14 protein-coding genes are annotated in these 19185 nt (G+C 54.8%); 1 reads left to right on the top strand and 13 read right to left on the bottom strand.

All coding sequences use genetic code 11. The annotated features are described in order from the left end of the window. Positions 1-159: 159 nt before the first annotated feature. The 5 genes from ldtD to cmoM all read right to left on the bottom strand — a co-directional run bounded on the left by ldtD (position 160) and on the right by cmoM (position 9428). Positions 160-1989 (bottom strand): L,D-transpeptidase, encoded by a 1830-nt coding sequence (ldtD, locus tag FHW71_RS08035; RefSeq protein ID WP_179451362.1) that lies wholly within the window; start codon positions 1987-1989, stop codon positions 160-162. A gap of 156 nt (positions 1990-2145) precedes the next feature. Further along, positions 2146-6612 (bottom strand): chromosome partition protein MukB, encoded by a 4467-nt coding sequence (mukB, locus tag FHW71_RS08040; protein ID WP_179451364.1) that lies wholly within the window; start codon positions 6610-6612, stop codon positions 2146-2148. Next, positions 6609-7343 (bottom strand): chromosome partition protein MukE, encoded by a 735-nt coding sequence (gene mukE, locus FHW71_RS08045; RefSeq protein WP_008102376.1) that lies wholly within the window; start codon positions 7341-7343, stop codon positions 6609-6611. Before mukE ends, mukB begins: the two co-directional genes overlap by 4 nt. Further along, entirely contained in the window at positions 7324-8646 is a 1323-nt protein-coding gene (gene mukF / locus FHW71_RS08050; RefSeq protein WP_007887410.1) for a chromosome partition protein MukF, read from the bottom strand. Before mukF ends, mukE begins: the two co-directional genes overlap by 20 nt. Positions 8647-8657: 11 nt before the next feature. Further along, positions 8658-9428, bottom strand: coding sequence for a tRNA uridine 5-oxyacetic acid(34) methyltransferase CmoM (cmoM, locus tag FHW71_RS08055; RefSeq protein WP_179451366.1), 771 nt, complete (start codon positions 9426-9428; stop codon positions 8658-8660). Positions 9429-9552: 124 nt separating this feature from the next. Between cmoM and elyC the strand changes: the two genes are divergently transcribed. Beyond that, on the top strand, positions 9553-10338 hold the full coding sequence (gene elyC, locus FHW71_RS08060; protein WP_179451369.1) for an envelope biogenesis factor ElyC: 786 nt from the start codon (positions 9553-9555) through the stop codon (positions 10336-10338). On the opposite strand, the gene FHW71_RS08065 is transcribed toward elyC, so the two are convergent. The 8 genes from FHW71_RS08065 to ihfB form a co-directional block, all read right to left on the bottom strand. Beyond that, entirely contained in the window at positions 10318-11211 is an 894-nt protein-coding gene (locus FHW71_RS08065) for a YcbJ family phosphotransferase (protein WP_179451371.1), read from the bottom strand. The genes elyC and FHW71_RS08065 overlap by 21 nt on opposite strands. Before the next feature lie 110 nt (positions 11212-11321). After that, the gene (gene kdsB / locus FHW71_RS08070) at positions 11322-12071 is read right to left on the bottom strand and encodes a 3-deoxy-manno-octulosonate cytidylyltransferase (protein ID WP_154153026.1); all 750 of its coding nucleotides are present in this window, start codon (positions 12069-12071) and stop codon (positions 11322-11324) included. Then, positions 12068-12250: a Trm112 family protein gene (locus FHW71_RS08075; RefSeq protein WP_007887424.1), complete on the bottom strand. Its 183-nt coding sequence runs from the start codon at positions 12248-12250 to the stop codon at positions 12068-12070. The genes kdsB and FHW71_RS08075 overlap by 4 nt, the downstream gene beginning before the upstream one ends. 90 nt (positions 12251-12340) lie before the next feature. Then, a complete protein-coding gene (locus tag FHW71_RS08080; protein ID WP_179451373.1) occupies positions 12341-13558 on the bottom strand; it encodes a winged helix-turn-helix domain-containing protein in 1218 nt (405 codons plus the stop codon). Between the two features lie 22 nt (positions 13559-13580). Then, a complete protein-coding gene (gene lpxK / locus FHW71_RS08085) occupies positions 13581-14582 on the bottom strand; it encodes a tetraacyldisaccharide 4'-kinase (protein ID WP_179451375.1) in 1002 nt (333 codons plus the stop codon). After that, positions 14579-16327 carry a lipid A ABC transporter ATP-binding protein/permease MsbA gene (gene msbA, locus FHW71_RS08090; RefSeq protein ID WP_179451377.1) on the bottom strand — a complete coding sequence of 583 codons (1749 nt, stop codon included), beginning with the start codon at positions 16325-16327 and terminating at the stop codon, positions 14579-14581. The genes lpxK and msbA overlap by 4 nt, the downstream gene beginning before the upstream one ends. 34 nt (positions 16328-16361) lie before the next feature. After that, positions 16362-18620 (bottom strand): DNA internalization-related competence protein ComEC/Rec2, encoded by a 2259-nt coding sequence (locus tag FHW71_RS08095; protein ID WP_179451379.1) that lies wholly within the window; start codon positions 18618-18620, stop codon positions 16362-16364. A gap of 207 nt (positions 18621-18827) precedes the next feature. Then, on the bottom strand, positions 18828-19112 hold the full coding sequence (gene ihfB / locus FHW71_RS08100) for an integration host factor subunit beta (RefSeq protein WP_003849360.1): 285 nt from the start codon (positions 19110-19112) through the stop codon (positions 18828-18830). Positions 19113-19185: the final 73 nt, after the last annotated feature.

The raw sequence follows: 19185 nt of genomic DNA on the forward strand, positions 1-19185 counted from the left end.
TAAAATATGTGCGAAAAATACACAAGGCCGAACATTAACGTCCGCCTAAGACTCAGTCAACCCAGAATATGTTGCAGAAGACCAAAACCAGCTCAAAATCAAACTTTCGAGACTGGTCTTGGTTAAATTCATGTGAAGAGAAAACAGACAAATCAAGTACTAGAGTAACAATTGGCCGGCTTTATACAGCACCTGACTGCCGGAACGCGCGGGGTTATCATAATTGTAAATATCTGTACGATATTGCGGGAGTCCATCATCTGCAACCCATGCGGTGAGGTAGTAAAGATTCACTGGGATGCGATGGCGAATCGGCACATAACGGGTATTCCCCTCTTTCAAGGTGTCCGAAATACGGCCGTCATTCCAGCCCACATCCTGCAATAGCAGATCGGCCAATTCCGAGGCTTTATTGACGCGCACACAACCTGAACTGAGCGCACGAATATCGCGCTGGAACAGATTATGGTTTGGCGTATCGTGCAGATAGATAGCATCCGAACTCGGCATATTGAATTTGTAGCGACCCAGCGAGTTAGTCGCGCCTGGCGCCTGACGAATGCGATACGGGAAGCTCGCCGCCGACACCATATGCCAGTCAATCATTGAAGGATCGATCACTTCCGCATCCGCACTCCAACCCGACAGCAGCGTATAACCGTGCTTATAAAGATATGACGGATCCTGCTTCACCTTCGGCACAATATCCTGGCGCACCAGCGTGGTTGGTACATTCCAAGGTGGATTCAGCACCACATTATTCAGCGCGCTGCGCATCAGCGGCGTTTTGCGATCGGGACGGCCCACAATCACGCGTGATGACAAAATGGTGGCACCATTGTTGTAGTAGGTCAGCGAATAGTTGGGAATGTTTACCATGATGCCGTTATGCATATCATCTGGCAGCAGGCGCAGACGCTGAATATTGAGCGCCAGCAGCGAGGCGCGCATCTGCGGCGGCACATTCAGCCATTCACGGGTACGCGGACCAATTGCGCCATCATCGGCTAAGCCTTGCCAGTGCTGGAAGCGTTTCACACCTTCCACCAGCGCAGCGTCATAGACGTTGGGTCCGGTTGCCGCTGGATTGGCAGCCACATTATTAGCGACTTCAGGCGCAGCAGCGAGTGCCGGAGCCGCATCAATATCATCAAAGTTCGCCGCTGACGGGCTCACCGCCACCGGCTGATTGCTCTGACTCACCGGAACCGGCGCCGTGGGTACCGCATCTTCCGCCGGCGTTGGTGTAGTGCTGTGGCTGGCGGTCAACATACCGGTGCGTTGCAGAATCTCACGCAGTGCAGGCACATCATTGCTGATTTGTCCTGGGCGCAGCGTAGCGGTATCACGCAGCTGTGGCCACGGATGATGATCATTTAGCAGCGTTTTCAATGCATTGTGCATCGGTAGATATTGCGGATGCTGCGGCTGCAGTGACACCACGAAAGTACGGCTGCCACCGCCATTCACCGCATTCTGCCACTGATTGATGGCTGCCAGCGATGGCATGGTCAGCTTGTACGGCACGTTGCTGTAAAGCCAGTTTTCACCCTGCGTCGGCACATTGGCAACAAATTGCAGATAGCCAAGCATTGCATCACTGAGCACGATATCGCGCGCCATGCCTTTAATGTTCGGATTGGTCAGCCGCTCCACCCAGCGAGTGAACTGCGGCTGCACGCCAGAGAGCGCCACTTCCGCAAGCTGCTGCTGGAAGGCCTGCACCGCTTGCGGGTCCTGCCACAGCGGTGCCATGTCACGCGACGCATAAATACCGGCCAAGCCTGGCAAGTAGAAGGGTTGTTCAGTGGCGCTAAACGCCTGCTGAATCTGCTGCTGACTGGCAGCAACCGACATCGAACTGTGATGCGTCGAGTTGGGTAGCGTAGAGGTGATGGCCGCATGGCTGACAGCCAGCGGCGATAATACCAGTGACAAACCGAGTGCTACTGCAGCACGGCTCATTTTGCGCTTATTGTTTAGCAACATCCCTGCCCCCTTCTCACCAATGACATAGCGCCCTGTGATCGCCATGTACAGCCATACTCTTAATGTTGAGTATACGAATAAAAAACGGCATCTGCCTCTAAGTGCAGATGCCGCATACAGATTAAACGTAGTGCTGTTTTTTAACCAGATTAAGCGCTATGAATTCTCAAATTCAAGACCGACCTTAGGACTTTGATCCTTGCTCGGTGCAGGATCCGCCGAGAAGCCGCGCAGACCGACCACATGCACGTGTTCGGTGTTATTGAACATTTTACGCACCAGTTTGTAAGTGGTGCCTTTTTCTGGGCTTATATTCTCTGGTGCCGCGATGATCAGCTGCATCTCCAGACGTTCGCACAGCTCAAACAGCGTGGCGATTGAACGGGCATCCAGACGTGCCGCTTCATCGAGGAACAGCAGACGACACGGCGAGATATCTTTGCCGCGCAGACGACGTGATTCCTCTTCCCAGCTCTGCACAACCATCACCAGAATCGACATCCCGGTACCGATCGCTTCACCGGTCGAGAGCGCACCACTTTCTGCACGTAACCAGCCATCAGAGCCACGATTCACTTCCACTTCCATCTCAAGATAGTTGCGGTAGTCGAGCAGCTCTTCACCAATGGTTTGCGGCGTACGCTGGCCCATATCGATCTGCGGATTCAGGCGTTGATAGAGTTTCGCCAGCGCTTCCGAGAAGGTTAAGCGGTTGCTGGTAAACAGATCCTGATGCTGTTCATGCTCTTCCGACAGCGTATCCAGTAGCGTTGAGTGCGCTTCACGCACGTTCACGTTGAGGCGCACGCTGCGCACCTGACCAAAGCTCACCGCCTGCAAACCCTGGTTCAGCTGGCGGATACGGTTCTGCTCGCGCTGAATGGTTTTGCGAATGATGTTCGCCGCGCTGCGTGAGCTGATTGCCAGCGTCTGTTCACGCGCCGTCAGCTCTTCGGTCAGACGATTCAGCTCGATTTCCATCTGCTCGATAGCTTCAACTGGATCGTCGGTACGAATGATGTCCTGACGAATACGCTCGCGCAGATGCTGATACACCGCGATAAAGAACTGAATCTTGCGTTCCGGACGTTTCGGATCTTCCGACATGCGCAGCACATCGCGCAGATGCTCGTTATCCGCTACCGCCAGACGCAGAGCCCCCAGCGCCTTATCCGACATCGAACGCAGCTCATCGCCGCTGAGATAGGCCAGTTCACGACGATGCAGACGACGCTCAACGCCGTTCTCTTTAACCAGGCGCAACACCGTGCACCAGCCGGCTTTCGCGCTGACCACCTGCTCACGAATCTGATGATAATCGCGTTCCAGCTTGCGCAGTTTCTTCTGCAGGCTGTCCATTTCAGCTTCACAGAAGGTGATCTGTTTTTCCAGCTGGTTGCGACGCGCACGGTTGTGGCTCAACGCGCTGTACAGCTCATCACGACGAATGCGCGCACGCTCTTCTGCGCTGGCATCGGCATGCACGCCGATGTCCTGCATCTCTTGCTGCAACTCTTTCAGCATGTCGCGTTTGGCATCGTAAGAACTTTTCAGCGAAGCCAGCACCTGCGAATACTGCGTCAACTGCGCCTGATGTCCACGCAGACGTTCACGTGCGCGGCTGCGCTCACCTTCCGCCTGTTCCAGACGCTGACGCAACTGTTCATTGAGATCGCTGTTACCGCCCAACATGCCCGCCGAACTTTCATAGCTGAAGTGCGCACGACGCTGCACCACTTCGGTCAGGGCAAAGGCCTGTTGACGCGCATCGCGCTGCTGCTGCTGTGCCTGCTGATAGTCACGTTGCAGCTGATCGTGCTGCTGCGGATCGCTTTGCAGTACAGAAATCAGCGGCTCCAGCTTGCTGAGTTTGTTGCCGTGCTGATGCAGGAAGCGCGCGGCTTCCTGCGCTTCTTCCACGCGCTCGCGGATCTCTTCACAGCGATCGCCAAGCGTGTCGTCGAGCAGCAGATTAACGCGTGGCAACAGGCGGTTCAGCTGGCTGACGCCCTCTTTTGCCTGTTCATACTGCGCACGCTGCTGCTGATTGTCATTTTCATGCTGCGCCAGCGCCCGCTCCAGCTCGCCACGGCGGCTGTTAAGCTGACGAATCTGCGCTTCCGGATCTTCGTCAAACGCCACCGCTAAATGACTGCCGATAAAGCGGCTGAAGGATTGATGTAGACGCTGGGTTTTCTGCACATCAAACGACAGCGTGGCATAACGCTCAGCCAGCTGTTCACGTTCGTTGTTCAGCAACTCAAGCTGGTTTTCACGCGCCGCGCGACCAAACAGCGGCACTTTCGGGAAGCGGGAATAGCGCCACTGACGCTCAGCCACTTTCACTACCACCGCTTTTTCCAGCTCTTCGACGCTAAATACGCTGTCATCAAAGGCTTGCGGATCGCCTTCAATCAGATAGAGATCTTCCGGGCACTCGTCTAAACCGTCGAGCAAGTCGCGCACCAGCGACAGATCCGGCACCACGATGGCGTGGCGCGATGGACCGTATAACGCCGAGAAGTACGGCGCGTCATCCAGCGTAACGTCATCATAAATTTCTGACAGCAGCACGCCGCCAAAACGTTCCGCCAGCTGCGTCAGGCGCGCATCTTCCGCGCCGCCCGGTTGGCTCAGACGTTCAATCTGCTGTTCAACTTCGCGCTTACGCGCGGCCAGCTCGTCGCGTTCAACCGTGGTTTCACGCTCGCGCTCCAGCAGTTGCTGCATAAATTCAGTGATCTGCTGGCTGCTGGTCAGCTCCTGACCGGTTTGCTCGCTCAGCTGCGTCAGAATTTCCTGCGCCGCCAGCCAGTGTGGCGCACGCGCGGTCAGCGCAGTGATGCGTTCACGCAGCTGCTCCAGCTCCTGACGCATCAACATGCGGCGTTCGCCGGCATCGGCAACGCTGCTATTCAGCTGTTCAATCTGCGCTTCGAGTTCACGCTGCAAGCCGTCCAGCGCATCCGCATCGTATTGCTGGCCCTGACGTTTGCAGAAATCCGCCAGCAGACGCTCGGCATCATGCTGCTCACGCAGACGGGTTTCTAATTCATTGAGACGCAGACGCAGCGAGGAGAGTTGTTCGGCATGATGACGCTGATTGCCGGCGTCACGCAGTAAATCACGCCCCACTTGCCACGCATCCTGACGACCAACGTCACCGGCGATGCTGGTGACTAACGCTAACGCTTGCTCAAACTGGCTGTGTGCCGCTTCGGCGACGCTCAGCTTCTGTTCGAGACGCAGCAGGCGCTCGGTGGCTTCCTCTTCACGCGCCTGGAAGGTTTCCTGCCATTCAGCGGCGTTATCGATAGATAAATCGGGCAGTTGACACTGTGTGCGTGCTTTCTCCAGCGCCTGCAAGGCTTGCTGATACTGAATGGCACGCGTCTGCTGCACGTCGAGCGCTTGCTGGAAGTCGGCAAGCTGGCTTTTCAGCTCATCCACTTCCACTTCAGCCGCTTCGGCGCGTGCTTCATTCTCTTCCTGCACTTCGCGCGCTTCGGCTACAACTTCATTTTGCTCTTCAAGGCGATAAGTCAGCTCTTCCAGATCGGCATCGTAACGCTCAATCTTCTCCTGCTGGCGCATGGCGGTTTGCACCAGATTCAGGTGGTCGCTGGCGCCCTGATAATCGCTTTCCAGATCGCTCTCGGCACCGTTGTGCTCGGACAACTCACGCGCCATTTCAATGTGGCGATACTGCTCGGAAATCAGCTGATTGCGGCTGGTAAACAGCTCATTACGCAGCTGCAGCGCGCCATCGAGGTGAATGCGACGCTCGTTGGCGTGGCGCATGTAGTCGGCGGAAACGTAGCTGGTGGCTTCAGAAATCAGATGCTTAAACAGGTCGCGATCGGATTGGGTGACGCGAATCGCTTCCAGCGTCATACGGTTTTCACGCAGCGCGGCTTCCATATCCTGGAAGGCTTTACGCACGCCGCCGTTTTCTGGCAGCAGGTAATCGCGCAGCGAGCGGGTGATGGCGCTGGAGATACCGCCGTACAGCGAGGCTTCGATCAGACGATAGAACTTGCTGCGATCGCTGGCGTTACGCAGACGACGCGGCACCACGCCGAGCTCGAACAGCACCGCGTGATAATCGGTGACCGAGTTGTACTGTTTGAACTGCACGCCTTCCTGCGCTTCCACGCGCTCCTTCACTTCCGCCAGCGGCAATACGCGCGCCTGACGGTTGTTGAGGATTTCGGTCAGCATATCGGTGGCCTGTGAATCGCTCGGCAAGCCGTGAATACTGAATGGCTTGATATCGACCTTTTTATCGCGTCCCGCTACCTGCTGCAGACGTACGCCAACAATCACGCGTTGATGGCGTGAGTTGACCACATCCAGCACCGAATAGCAGACGCCAGCGCGCAGCTTGCCGTGCAGACCTTTATCGCGTGAGCCCGATGTTGCACCGGCTTCAGTGGTGTTACGGAAGTGCAGCAAGGTTAAGTCAGGGATCATCGCCGTAACGAAGGCGGCCATGGTGGTGGATTTACCCGCACCGTTACCGCCCGAAAGCGTGGTGACCAGTTCATCAAGATCAAAAGTACGGGCAAAGAAGCCGTTCCAGTTGATCAGCGTTAGCGAACGAAATTTACCGCGTTCAATCATGCTTGTTCATCCTCCGCGTTATCACTCGCGTCGCTATCAGCGTCAATATCGTTATCTGCTTCATCGTTTTCTGCCGCAGCCGGCGCGCTTTCCAGCGTCATCGCTTCACCGTCACGAATCAGGCGCAGCTGCGCTTCACGCGCATCATCACCGCTGCGCACGTCGGCGCCAAAGCGGAACACCGATTCGGTGATGCGGAATTTGCTGCTGTCGTTGCCCATAAACCACACCATGCCAAGACGGCGCAGGCGGCTCAGCGACGCACGCATTTTTTCCTGCAGCTTGGCGCGGTCAAGATCGGAACCGGTGGATCGCTGGTTTACCAGCTTAAGCAGTTTGCTCTCATCGGCCAGCGACAGCAGTTCGTCATACAGCTCTTGCTGGGTAAAAATCCCCTCATTTGCCAGACGTTCCGGGCTGAGGTAGAGATAGCAAAGAATTTTGCCCACCATCATGTCCAGCTCGGACAGCACCGAGCGCGGAATCAAGGTGGTTGAACGCGGACGCAGATAGAAGAAGCCTTCCGGCGCGCGGATCAGCTCAACGTTGTAGCGCGCGTAAAACTCTTCGAGATATTCCTGGTAATCCATCAGGAAGGCGTGATTATCTAGCTCTTCAATGCCAATGTGGCGACCCGCGCGTAACTGGCTATCGAGCGCCGGGAAAATCGGGTTTGCCAGAGCCAATGCCAGTTTGACTGGCATCACTTGTTCAATATTTGTCGATGACATGTGCCTGCACCTTGGCTCCGTAATCATTAATGGCCTGCCATTGCGCAGGCAGACCGGCTAAATCAGCTTCGGCCACGCCGAGTCGCACCGCTTGATCGATGACGATACGCGCCAAATCAAAGTGGCGCGCGCGCGGATACTGCGACAGATAGTCGCGCATCACCGTGGCAAGATGGAGCGGCTTCTGCTCCTGCTTATAAATTTGCAGCGCCTCTTCGATCATCGCGGCCAGCTGCTCGCGAATCTCATTAAACTCTTCGTATTCCATTTCCGGCGGCAGCTCGCCCATCACCTCGTCATTACGCAGCGTCATCTCTTCATCGCGCATATCGTAAAGACGATCGGCATTGGCGTAGGTCAGCGCCCACGGCTGATCGAAATAGTTTTGCACCGACAGGCGTAAACGCTGCGCAAACACGCGGTTCTTATCCATGTCGATGGCGGTACGAATAAACTTGTGTACGTGGCGGTCGTAGCCGATCCACAGATCGATAGCCTGCTGGCCCCAGCTGATGATGCGATCGAGCTTGTTTTGCAGGTCAAATACCAGCTTATCGACAAAGCCCAGATCCGGGCTGCTCAGCGTTGCATCCTGAATACGCAGCAAATTGGCCTGCAGCTTATCGCCCGCTGCTTCCAGCGTATCCTGCAGTTCACGTAGCGTACCGGAGGTTTCCGACAGTAGCATTTCACAGCTGGAGATCGCCGCGCGCCAGTCTTTGTTGAGCAGATCGGCAATATCGGTTTTCACCGCTTGCTGCTGCTCATCCATCAGACGTTGCGTCATGTCGATGCTATCGAAGATTTCCGCCACCGAATATTTCAGTGGTGCAAACACATTGCGATGCCAGTGGAATTCGTCACCGTCTTCTTCGGCGGCATCTGCGGCACGTTTTAACTCTTGCGCCACAATCGACAGCTGCATCGACAGGCGAAGCGTCGAGAACTCGCGCTGACGGATGTAATAGTCGGTAATGCCGATGGCGAGCGGCGTCAGACGATAGATGGCGTGGCCTTCCGTCAGCTCGCTGGTAAAGCGATTAAGCAAGCGCTGACGCACCATGTCATTGATGGCGTTGTTGGCACGGACCTGCACGGTTTCGTGGGTTTGTTCGAATGCTTTGCTAACGTGACGAAACGCGTCAATCAGCTCGCCTTCACTCATCTCGCCGTCCATGCGCTCACCGTTTAAGGTGGCGATGGCCAGCAAAAAGGCCAGACGTTCTACCGGCAGCGCAAGCGAAAAATCGTTCTTGCGCGCCCATGCCACCAATTCGGGGACCGTCTGGGAAAATTCGCTCATAGTTGATCCTTCTAGCTGGGTTTGCGCGCGGTCACGTGGATATAGCGCCCTAAACTTAAAAAGGGCTCCTGGCGACAGAAACGCCGTTCCATCTCAATGATTTCCTCAACGCTCTTCCCTGCGCCGGGTTGCGGCTTCATGTAATCACAGAAGACGCGAATGCCTGCACGCCGTTCAATTTCAAATCCACAGTTTGTCAGCCAGCGCGTCACATCATCGGGATCGCGCGGGAAATCGGGCGACAGCGTGCGCTTTTTACGTTTGCTCATATTGGCGCGCATATAGCCGAAATTGCCGAGCGTCAGGGTGCGGAAGGTTAAGCCGTGCGCGTTGTAAAACATCAACGACAGCACGCCGCCGGGCTTGAGTGTGTGCCACAGCGCTTGCAGCACCTCTTCCGGATGCGCGACCCATTCCAACACCGCGTGAAACAATACCAGATCAACCTGCGTATCCAAATGTTCGCCCACCTGCTGGGCGCTAATTTGTTTGAATTGCATGTTGTGGCTCACACCTGCGGCGAGCGCATGGGCTTCCGCCAGCTTCAGCATCTCAGCAGAGAGATCGCACAGCACCACCTGATGACCGCGCGCCGCCAGCCCGCTTGAGACTTGTCCCACGCCACCGCCGGCATCCAGCACCTTTAAAGGTCCGGCAGGCAGTGTCGGTAACAGGGCTTCCAGCTCGTCCCAGACAATCGCCTGGCGCACTTGCCCTTTGCGCGTGCCATAAATGTTCTGTGAGAATTTGTCCGCCAGATCGTCAAAGTTACGATCCTGCATGATGATGGCTCCGCTTTGCTGCATTCAACTTGTGCTATTTTGTCACAGGCTCAACAAGAATGAACCTTTCATGCCGCAGTAACCGTCTGGCAGCTGTTTTTTTGGACAAAAGAGGCCATATTCGATGTTTTTCGCATTTAAAAAAGTCATTGGCGGGATGTTGCTCCCCTTGCCGCTGCTGTTATTGCTGATGGCGGCAGGACTTTTACTGCTCTGGTTCAGCCGCTGGCAAAAAAGCGGCAAAATCCTCATCTCTTGCAGTTGGCTGCTATTACTGGTTTTAAGCCTGCAGCCGATTGCCGATCGCCTGCTATCACCGCTGGAAAATCATTATCCCACCTGGAACGGTAACGAGCCGGTCGATTATATCGTGGTGCTTGGCGGCGGCTATACCTTCAATCCGAATTGGGCGCCGAGTTCGAATTTAATCAGTAACAGTTTGCCGCGCGTGGCTGAAGGCGTGCGTCAGTGGCGGCGCTATCCGCAGGCGAAAATGATCTTTACTGGCGCAGCAGCAGGCGAAAACCCACGCAGCAGCGCCAGCGTGGCGGCTGAAGTGGCAGAAAGTCTGGGTGTGCCATCAGAAGCGATTATTCAGTTGGATCAACCACGGGATACGATTGGTGAAGCTCGCGCGGTGAAACAGACGATTGGGGAACATCCGTTTTTACTGGTGACATCCGCCAACCACTTGCCACGTGCGATGCAATTCTTCCAAAGTGCTGGCATGAATCCGCTGGCTGCACCGGCGAACCAGCTGGCGGTGACATCGCCGCTCAACTGGTGGGAACGCGCCATTCCGTCACCGCTGTGGCTCGGTCACAGTGAGCGAGCGATCTATGAAACGCTGGGACAGATCTGGCAGAAACTGCGCGGTGACGATCTCACCTCAACCCAGCCAGGGGAGTAATTGCGCACGAGCATGATCGAAGCGCGGGCGGTCAAACTGTCCGCTGCTGACCAGCGTGTCGACGCAATCCCACAGTTGATACATCCAGCGTCGCCAGAGAAAACCTTCCGCCACGGGCGCACGCTGCAGATAGTGTTGCAGCAGTGACGCTTCTGCGCCGCTATCCGCCAGGCGCATCAGATCATATTCGCGTGGTGCCCAGAGAATGTTGCCCGGCTGCATCATCGCAATCAGCTGATCGCTGTGCGCATCTTTCAGCATGCTGGCTAAGCGCAAATTGCCATGCATCAACACGCAGGGATCATCAAAGCCGTTGAACAGACGCGGTAATAACTGACGGCTGCGAAACAGAATCTGACGATCTTCCAGCGTGAAAAACGGCGGCGACAGATAACCCAGCGTCGACCACAATACATCCACCCGCTGGCGATACCATGCGGGCCAGCTATTTTCCTGCACGCTGTCCACGCTGCCGACTAAGCCATGACTGTCGATGCGATGCCACGCCAATACGCCTTCGACGATCTGCTCGCACAGCTGTTCCCAGCGTGCTGCGCTGCGTGCCGGAGCTTCCGCCGAGACGCCGTTAAAGCGCGCCATCAGCAACATTTCATGTACCGGCTTTTGCTGGCTAAGCACCAGACCAAACACTGCGGGCACAGCAATTAAGCCATCATGGCCGAGCATGGTCAGCTTTTTGGCTTCCAGCGCAGCACGTCCCTGATGACGAAAATACTTCGCTACCAGCGGCATCGGTTTACCGGCGTTATCGTATAGCGCATACAACCGCGTGTGCGTATTCTCGCTAATGGTTTCGAGACGACTGATGCTTTCACCGAGCACCAACGCGAGTTCTGAACGGAGCTGTTCCATGCAATATCCTCCGAAGTCAAAGGGCTGGAATATGCTGGAGGTGATGGCGGCGCAAAGCTTAGCGCCAGATCAAACTTTAAGGCCAGCGAGAGCCGCTGGCCGGTCGGAGATTAACCCTGCATAGCGAGACGAACCCGCTCAAGGTCTTCCGGCGTATCCACCCCAACACTTGGGATAGCTTTTGCCACCGCGACGTGAATCTTTTCACCGTACCACAGCACGCGCAGCTGTTCGAGCAGCTCAATGTGCTCCAGCGGGCAAGGTTCCCACGCGATATAGCGACGGATAAAACCGGCGCGATAAGCGTAGATACCAATGTGGCGCAGCAGCGTATCGCCAATCTGCTCGCGCGATTGAGCATAACGCTCGCGATCCCAGGGAATGGTGGCGCGTGAGAAGTAGAGCGCATAACCTTTGGCGTCCATCACCACTTTCACCGCGTTCGGGTTAAAGGCTTCTTCTGCATCGGTAATCGGTACCGCCAGCGTCGCCATTCCGGCTTCAGATTGCGCCAGATTGCCTGCCACCTGACGAACAATCTCCGCCGGGATCATCGGCTCATCGCCCTGCACGTTAACGATGATGGTGTCGTCGGCAAACTGATACTTCTCGACAACTTCTGCCAAACGCTCGGTGCCGGACTGATGATCGACTCGCGTCATGCACACTTCGCCGCCCGCTGCGGTTACCGCCGCCGCCACATCCGGATGATCGGTGGCGACAATCACGCGATCGGCACCCGATTCACGCGCGCGTTCCATGACGTGCAGCACCATCGGTTTACCCTGAATATCCACCAGCGGTTTGCCGGGCAGACGCGTTGAAGCGTAACGCGCGGGAATAATGGCAACAAAACTCATGGATGGATCTCTTCAACAGACAGCGTCCGAGCTTCCACTTCCAGCAGCACTGGAATGCCGTCACGTACCGGGTAAGCCAGGCCATCCGGTTTACAGATCAGCTCTTGCTGCTCTTTGTTGAAATAGAGTTTTCCGTTGCATACCGGGCAGGCAACGATTTCGAGTAAACGGTGATCCATAATCTTCTCCATTCAGGACCGATTCAGGCGGTTAGCATATCATAATAGCGTGCGCGTGAATGGCGCACTCAAGCCAGACAAATGGCGGCTTTATTCACCAATCGACCAGCGATTTGACCAGGCAGCCAGCAGTTCTGCCGGCGCATTTTCGATAATCACTTCATTGGCACCTTGCCACGCAGCAAAGCGATTAATGGCTTTTTGTACGTCATTAAGGAAAGCGTTACTGACGCGTGTGCTTTCTTCCAGCCAGAATGCACGAATTACCAATTGTTGTGCCTGACGCCCCATTTTGGCGTCGATGCGCGCTTTCAATACGCCACGATGTAGCACTGGAAGGACAAAATAACCATATTTGCGCTTCTCTGCTGGCGTGTAGCACTCGATGCGGTAATCAAAATTAAATAGCTCCAGCGCACGACGACGATCCCATACCACCGGATCAAAGGGTGACAACAGCGCGGTATGCGTGGCCGAGAGTGGTTTTTCCAGCAGCGGTAATAACGCGTGGTGTAGCCACATTTCACCCAGCTGCTCGACCTCAACGCGAGCTATCTCTCCGCGTGCGGCGGCATCCATGAGCCACGACTTAAGTGGTGCGCGTTTGAGGCGATAGTAATCAGCTAGCCAACTATCACGAAAAATGCCGAGGCTGCGCGCGCTGTGACTCAACATCTGTATCACTGCTTCGTCTTCACTCAGTGCATGCTGTTCATCAATCCAGTCCGGCATTACGCGGCTGTGCAGATCATAAACCCGCTGGAAGTTGCGCCGCTCCACCACCATCAATTGACCGGCACTGAACAAATTCTCCAGATGACGCTTATGCGGCTTCCACGCCCACCAGCCTGGTTTGGTCTGTTTATCATTGCTGAAATCGGCTGCACGTACCGGACCATTGGCGGATATGTGTTGCAGAAGGTCAGTGATTTCCTGTTGATGTTCCTCAACCCACTGTTGGTTGTACTTCCAGCCAAGTCGCTGCGGTTCCAGCATGCGATGGCGCAGCAATGGGTAATCTTCGACAGGAATAAAACAGGCTTCATGCGCCCAATATTCAAATAACGCGCCAGATGCCAGCGCCTGTTCCAGCCAATTGGCCTGGTATGCGCCAAGGCGGCTAAACAGCACCAGATAAGGACTGCGTGCCACCACATTGATGGTATCGATTTGCAGCAAAGACATTTGACGCACAGTGGCGTGAATATCGGTAAAGCGCGCTCGGCGGCCCAGAGGACGTAACAGTCCCTGAGCAGCCAGATGAAGGTGACGAGCAGTTTGTAACGAGAGGGAAGCGACGCGGTTCATGACTCAGTTCCCTTTTCGGAGATTAGCGCGAACGGGCGTCGCGCGCGTTGCTGCAGAGATGAGTGATATCGTCTAACAAGGTTGCCACCGTCGCGCCCTGCAGATGCGCATCCACCGGCAGATACCACCAGTTTCGGCGAGCAAAGCCACGGCATTTGACCGCATCTTTTTCCGTCATCAGCAAACACTGTTCTGCCTGAGTCAGACGTTGCAATTCGTCTTCGCTGTAAGCGTGGTGATCGGCGAAGGCAATTTCTGCCACCGGCTGAATACCTTGCTGTTTGAGCGTGTTGAAGAAGCGCGGCGGATGACCAATACCGGCCATCGCGACAATTTCCGGCAACTGCGCTAACGCTACGGTTGCGCCGCTGATCAGGTTTACCGCCAGACCGGGCTGCAATGTCATCGCAATTTCGCCTGCCTGCGCATCACCACCATTAACGATCACCGCATTCACCGTCTGAAGTCGCGAAGCACGTTCACGCATCGGCCCAGCCGGTAACCACCAGCCATTGCCAAAACGACGCATACCATCCACCACCACGATTTCACGATCGCGCTGCAGCGCGTAATGCTGCAGGCCATCATCGGTAATGATCACATCCAGATCGTGCGCAGCGAGCAGACCTTCTACCGCCAGACGCCGCTGCGGTGCAACCGCGACTGGCGCCTGCGTACGCTGAGCGATTAAAACAGGTTCATCGCCAGCCTGCGCCGTGGGCGTTTCAGCGGTAACCAACAGCGGATATCGTTCAGCCTTTCCGCCGTAACCCCGCGACACCACGCCAGCACGTAAACCGCGTTGTTGCAGCGCCTGCACCAACCAAATCACTACGGGCGTTTTACCATTCCCGCCTGCGGTGAGGTTCCCCACCACAATCACCGGGCAAGGAGCGCGCCAGCTTTTTCGCCACCCGCGCTGGAAGCTGAGGCGAATCAGCCAGGTGATCGCCCCATAAAGCAGACTCAGCGGCCATAGTAGTAGCCATAACGGCGAGCGCCCGCTCCAGATGCGTTCAATCATTGACCGAACTGCAGCTTGTGAAGCTGCGCATAGGCGCCCTTCTGTTCCAGCAGCACGCTGTGAGTACCACGCTCGACAATGCGACCATCTTCAACCACGACGATCTCATCAGCTTTTTCAATGGTCGACAGACGGTGCGCAATCACCAGTGAGGTACGGTTCTTCTGCAGCTCATCTAGTGCGGCCTGAATCGCACGCTCAGATTCGGTATCCAGCGCTGATGTGGCTTCATCGAGAATCAAGATTGGACAGTCGCGCAATAACGCACGCGCAATCGCAATACGTTGACGCTGACCACCAGAAAGCAGCACGCCATTCTCACCAATCACGGTATCGAGGCCGTTATCCATCTTCTGGATGAAGTCCATCGCATGCGCCATGGTCGCAGCCTGCTCAATTTGTTCACGCGTGTATTGGCCATTGCGGGCATACGCAATGTTGTTGGCGATGGTGTCGTTGAAAAGGTGCACATTCTGGGAAACCAGCGCGACCTGGTTACGCAGTGAGCGCAGGGTGTATTCACGCAAATCGTGACCATCCAGCAAAATTTCACCGCTGTCGATGTCGTAGAAGCGCGTCAACAAACTGGCCATGGTGGATTTACCCGAGCCGGAACGACCGACCAGTGCAACCGTTTTACCGGCAGGCAGCGACAGGTTGATATCGCGCAGCGCAGGGATTTCACGGCCTGGATAGGTAAAGGTCACGTTGCGGAATTCAACATCACCTTTGGCGCGATCCATCTCACGCTTGCCGTTATCCACTTCCTGCTCACTGTCGAGAATCGAGAACAGCGTCTGACATGCCGCCATACCACGCTGGAACTGCGCATTGACGTTGGTCAGTGACTTCAGCGGACGCATCAGGGCGATCATTGAAGAGAAGACCACGGTGATGGTACCGGCTGTGAGCGTATCCATCACGCTTGGGAAGCTGGCGGCATAAAGCACAAATGCCAGTGCCAGCGAGGCAATCAACTGAATCACAGGATCAGAAATTGAAGACGCCGACACCAGTTTCATGCCTTGCTGACGCATTTTATTGCTGACCTGAGAAAAACGGTTTGCCTCAACTTCCTGACCACCAAAAATCAGCACTTCTTTATGCCCTTTCAGCATCTGTTCGGCGCTGGTTGTCACCTGTCCCATAGTGTTCTGCATGTTCTTGCTGATGCTGCGGAAACGCTTGGAAACGGTACGAATAGCAAAGGAGACGATCGGTGCCAACACAATGAGAATCAGAGACAGCTGCCAGCTGTAATAGAACATCATAATGAACAGGCCAATGATCGAGGCCCCTTCACGCACCACGGTAACCAATGCGCTTGAAGAAGAAGAGGCAACTTGCTCAGAATCGTAGGTGATGCGTGATAGCAGCGTACCCGTTGACTGTTGATCGAAGAAGGTAACCGGCATGCCCATCATATGGCCGAACAGACGGCGACGCATGTTCATGACCACGTTGCCGGAAACCCATGAGATGCAGTAACTGGAGATATAGCTGGTCACGCCACGCACCAGCATCAGGCCGATTACCACCAGCGGCATCCACAGCATTACGGATCTGTCAGCTTTACCGAAGCCATCATCCAGTAAAGGTTTCAACAGAGAGAGCATCAGGGTATCGCCTGCCGCATTGAGTATCAGCGCCACCGCTGACACATACAGGCCAGCCTTGTGGGGCGCAATCATCGGCCAGAGTCGACGGAATGTCTGCCACGTTGAGAGATCTTTATCTTGATGCATTATTTATTCACGCTGTTTGAAATAGCCGCTCATTCTACCTGGAATCGCGTTTGACGCCAAACCACTGATGGTACCAGCGAGGCTTTATTTGCTCTCTTAAGCCCTTAATTTGCCAATGACCTTGTCTGATACCCACATGAATCTGCCCCGATTGTGCCGTGTCGTACCACATGTAGCCTTGCTGACGATAGCGCTGCACCACGGCTGGTGCCGGCATACGCCAGGCGTTATAACGCGCCACCGAAGCGAATGCCGCCTTACCAGCAACATTACGTAACAGTAACGCGCCTGACGAAGTGCGACTGCCATGATGCGGCACCTGCAAAATCGTCGCGTTGAGCGCATCTTTTTCCAGCGCGACAATTTTTCTCTCGGCTTCTAACTCAATATCACCGGTGAGCAATACGCTAAATTGCCCGTCATCGATTCGCACCACACACGAATCGTTATTTTGTCCCTGAGTCTGACTCTTTGGCGGCCACAAGGCGGTAAATTGCAATTTGCCCCATTGCCACTGCTGGCCACGGAAGCATGGCAGGTGTCCCTTTTCCGCTAAGGCACTTCGAATTGCTACCGCTGGATTAACTTTGAGCAATGAGTGTAGCCCACCACGGTGATCCAGATGCTTGTGGCTTAGTATCAGAGAATGAAGGCTTCTGCCGTGATACTGCAACCATGGCAGGATGACGCGTGAACCGGCATCATCCTGCTTCCAGCCCGGTCCAACATCATATAGCACCACTTCATTGCCTTGCGTAATGGCAATAGCCAGGCCGTGCCCCACATCAATCATGTCGATTTGCCAATCATCACGCTGAGTAGTGCTGCGCCAAAGGATGATCGCGAGTACCAGGCTAAAACACGGCATAAGGCTGCGATATATCAGCTTGCTACGCCAAAGAAGTAATCCCACCCACAGCAGCACGATCGCGGGTAAGGTATCGCTCCATGCCCACCAGCCCGCGGGTAACCACTGCAGCACTAGCAATACTTTGTTTATAGAAAGATCCGCCAGATACCATAATCCCGCTGAAATCGGCGGCACAGACAAGAGCATTGCCAGCAATATCACTGGCACCGTGACAAATGACACAACCGGCACCGCGATCAGATTTGCCAATAAAGCACTCAGGCTTATTCCCTGAAACAGGAAGATTTGTAGCGGTGCCATGAGGATCATCATGCCAAGCTGCAGATGTAGCAATTGCAGTAGCAGCCAGCGACGCTTTGCGCGCAAGCGATGCGGCAATGGAAACCATTGATACCAGACAATCAGCATCGCGACCGCCAGCGCTGACAACCAAAAGCTTTCTGACAGAACGGTTAATGGATCAAGTGCCAGCAATGCGCCAATACACAACGTCCAGACTTGCCAGCCACTGAGTTGCCAACCAACGCTACGAATACCTGTCCAAAGCATGAGCGCGATAATCGCGCGCTGGGCCGGTGCATGGCTGCCAGAAACCCACGTGTAGATGGCTGCGGTTATGATGCTAATTAGCAGCGGAAACAAATAGCCAATCAAATGTGCAGGTAAAGTTACTTGTATAACACGCGCCAATAACCATCCAACACTGGCAGCTAACGCAATGTGCATTCCTGAGATGGCCATCAAGTGGGCGGTGCCTGTCTCCCGCAGCAACTGCCGCTGCTCTTCGGTCATGTTGGCACGTATACCAAATGCTAAAGCCTGCATAATTGCGGATTGCTGGAGCGTATCGAATGTTGGTAAGTGATAATTAATGAAACGCGTGCGCCAATTGCAGGTTAGGGATTCGACCTGCTGACTGATGATGCGCCCTTGTAGTGGGGTGTGATTTGATAAAGCAAAACGCTGCAGATCGAACTCCCCTTCATTCAGTCTGCCGTGCACGGCACGCAGTCGCAGTTTCATCTTCCAGCGCTGACCGGCGCAATACTGTTCCTTAGTGGAAGCATTATTGAGCGTCACAAAAAGAGGTGGAAATTGATAACGCTGGCCGACACGCAGTATTTGCGCTGTCAGCTGCTGCTTCTGTTCACGCACTTCAGTGATATGTACTGTAGCTTCAATAGATGCGGCAGCCAGTTCCTCAATGCTATTGACCATCTGACGAGCTTCATTCAATGTCCAGGCCAACATTAACAGAGCAATACCTGAAATCCGCAGCCACATGATTGGCGTCAACACGAGCAATACTGCGAATCCAGCCATGGTGAGTATTACGCTCGCAGTGGGTATGTGCGGCAATATGCCCAACGGCAACGCCGAGGCAATCATCAATCTCGCCAGAACAATCCAGTTCATATGCATTTGTGCTCTCCCTCGTTGGGGGAAGAGTGTGCAGTGAAGACGGGGGATTTGCTTCAGTGAAAAGAGAGTGTGTTGCGATGGGTTCAGAGACTTTTGCAGAGATTACATTGGTGAGACTTTATTTTGGTAACCAGCTCGCAGTTCAGCATGCTTGAAGCAAAAAAAAAACGACACCCTAAAGTGTCGTTTTTATCGTTCGGTAACGGCTTAGCCGTAGATATTCGCACGGTCACGCAATTCTTTGCCCGGCTTAAAGTGGGGAACGTATTTACCTTCCAGATCCACTTTGTCACCCGTTTTCGGGTTACGACCCGTACGCGGTGCACGGTAATGCAAAGAAAAGCTGCCGAATCCCCGGATTTCAATGCGCTCGCCCTGGGCCAACGTAGTGGCCATGTGCTCAAGCATCTCTTTGACCGCATCCTCAACGACTTTCGCCGGAATATGAGTATGCTGGCCAGCAAGTCTTTCAATCAGTTCTGACTTGGTCATGTAACCTCCGGTTAATCCTTATTGGGAAAGGTATGACAGCTTTTACCGAAACCGGACGATTTTCATCGTCCGG

The organism is Enterobacter sp. Sphag1F, assembly GCF_014193275.1.
GTDB classification, from domain to species: domain Bacteria; phylum Pseudomonadota; class Gammaproteobacteria; order Enterobacterales; family Enterobacteriaceae; genus Pantoea; species Pantoea symbiotica.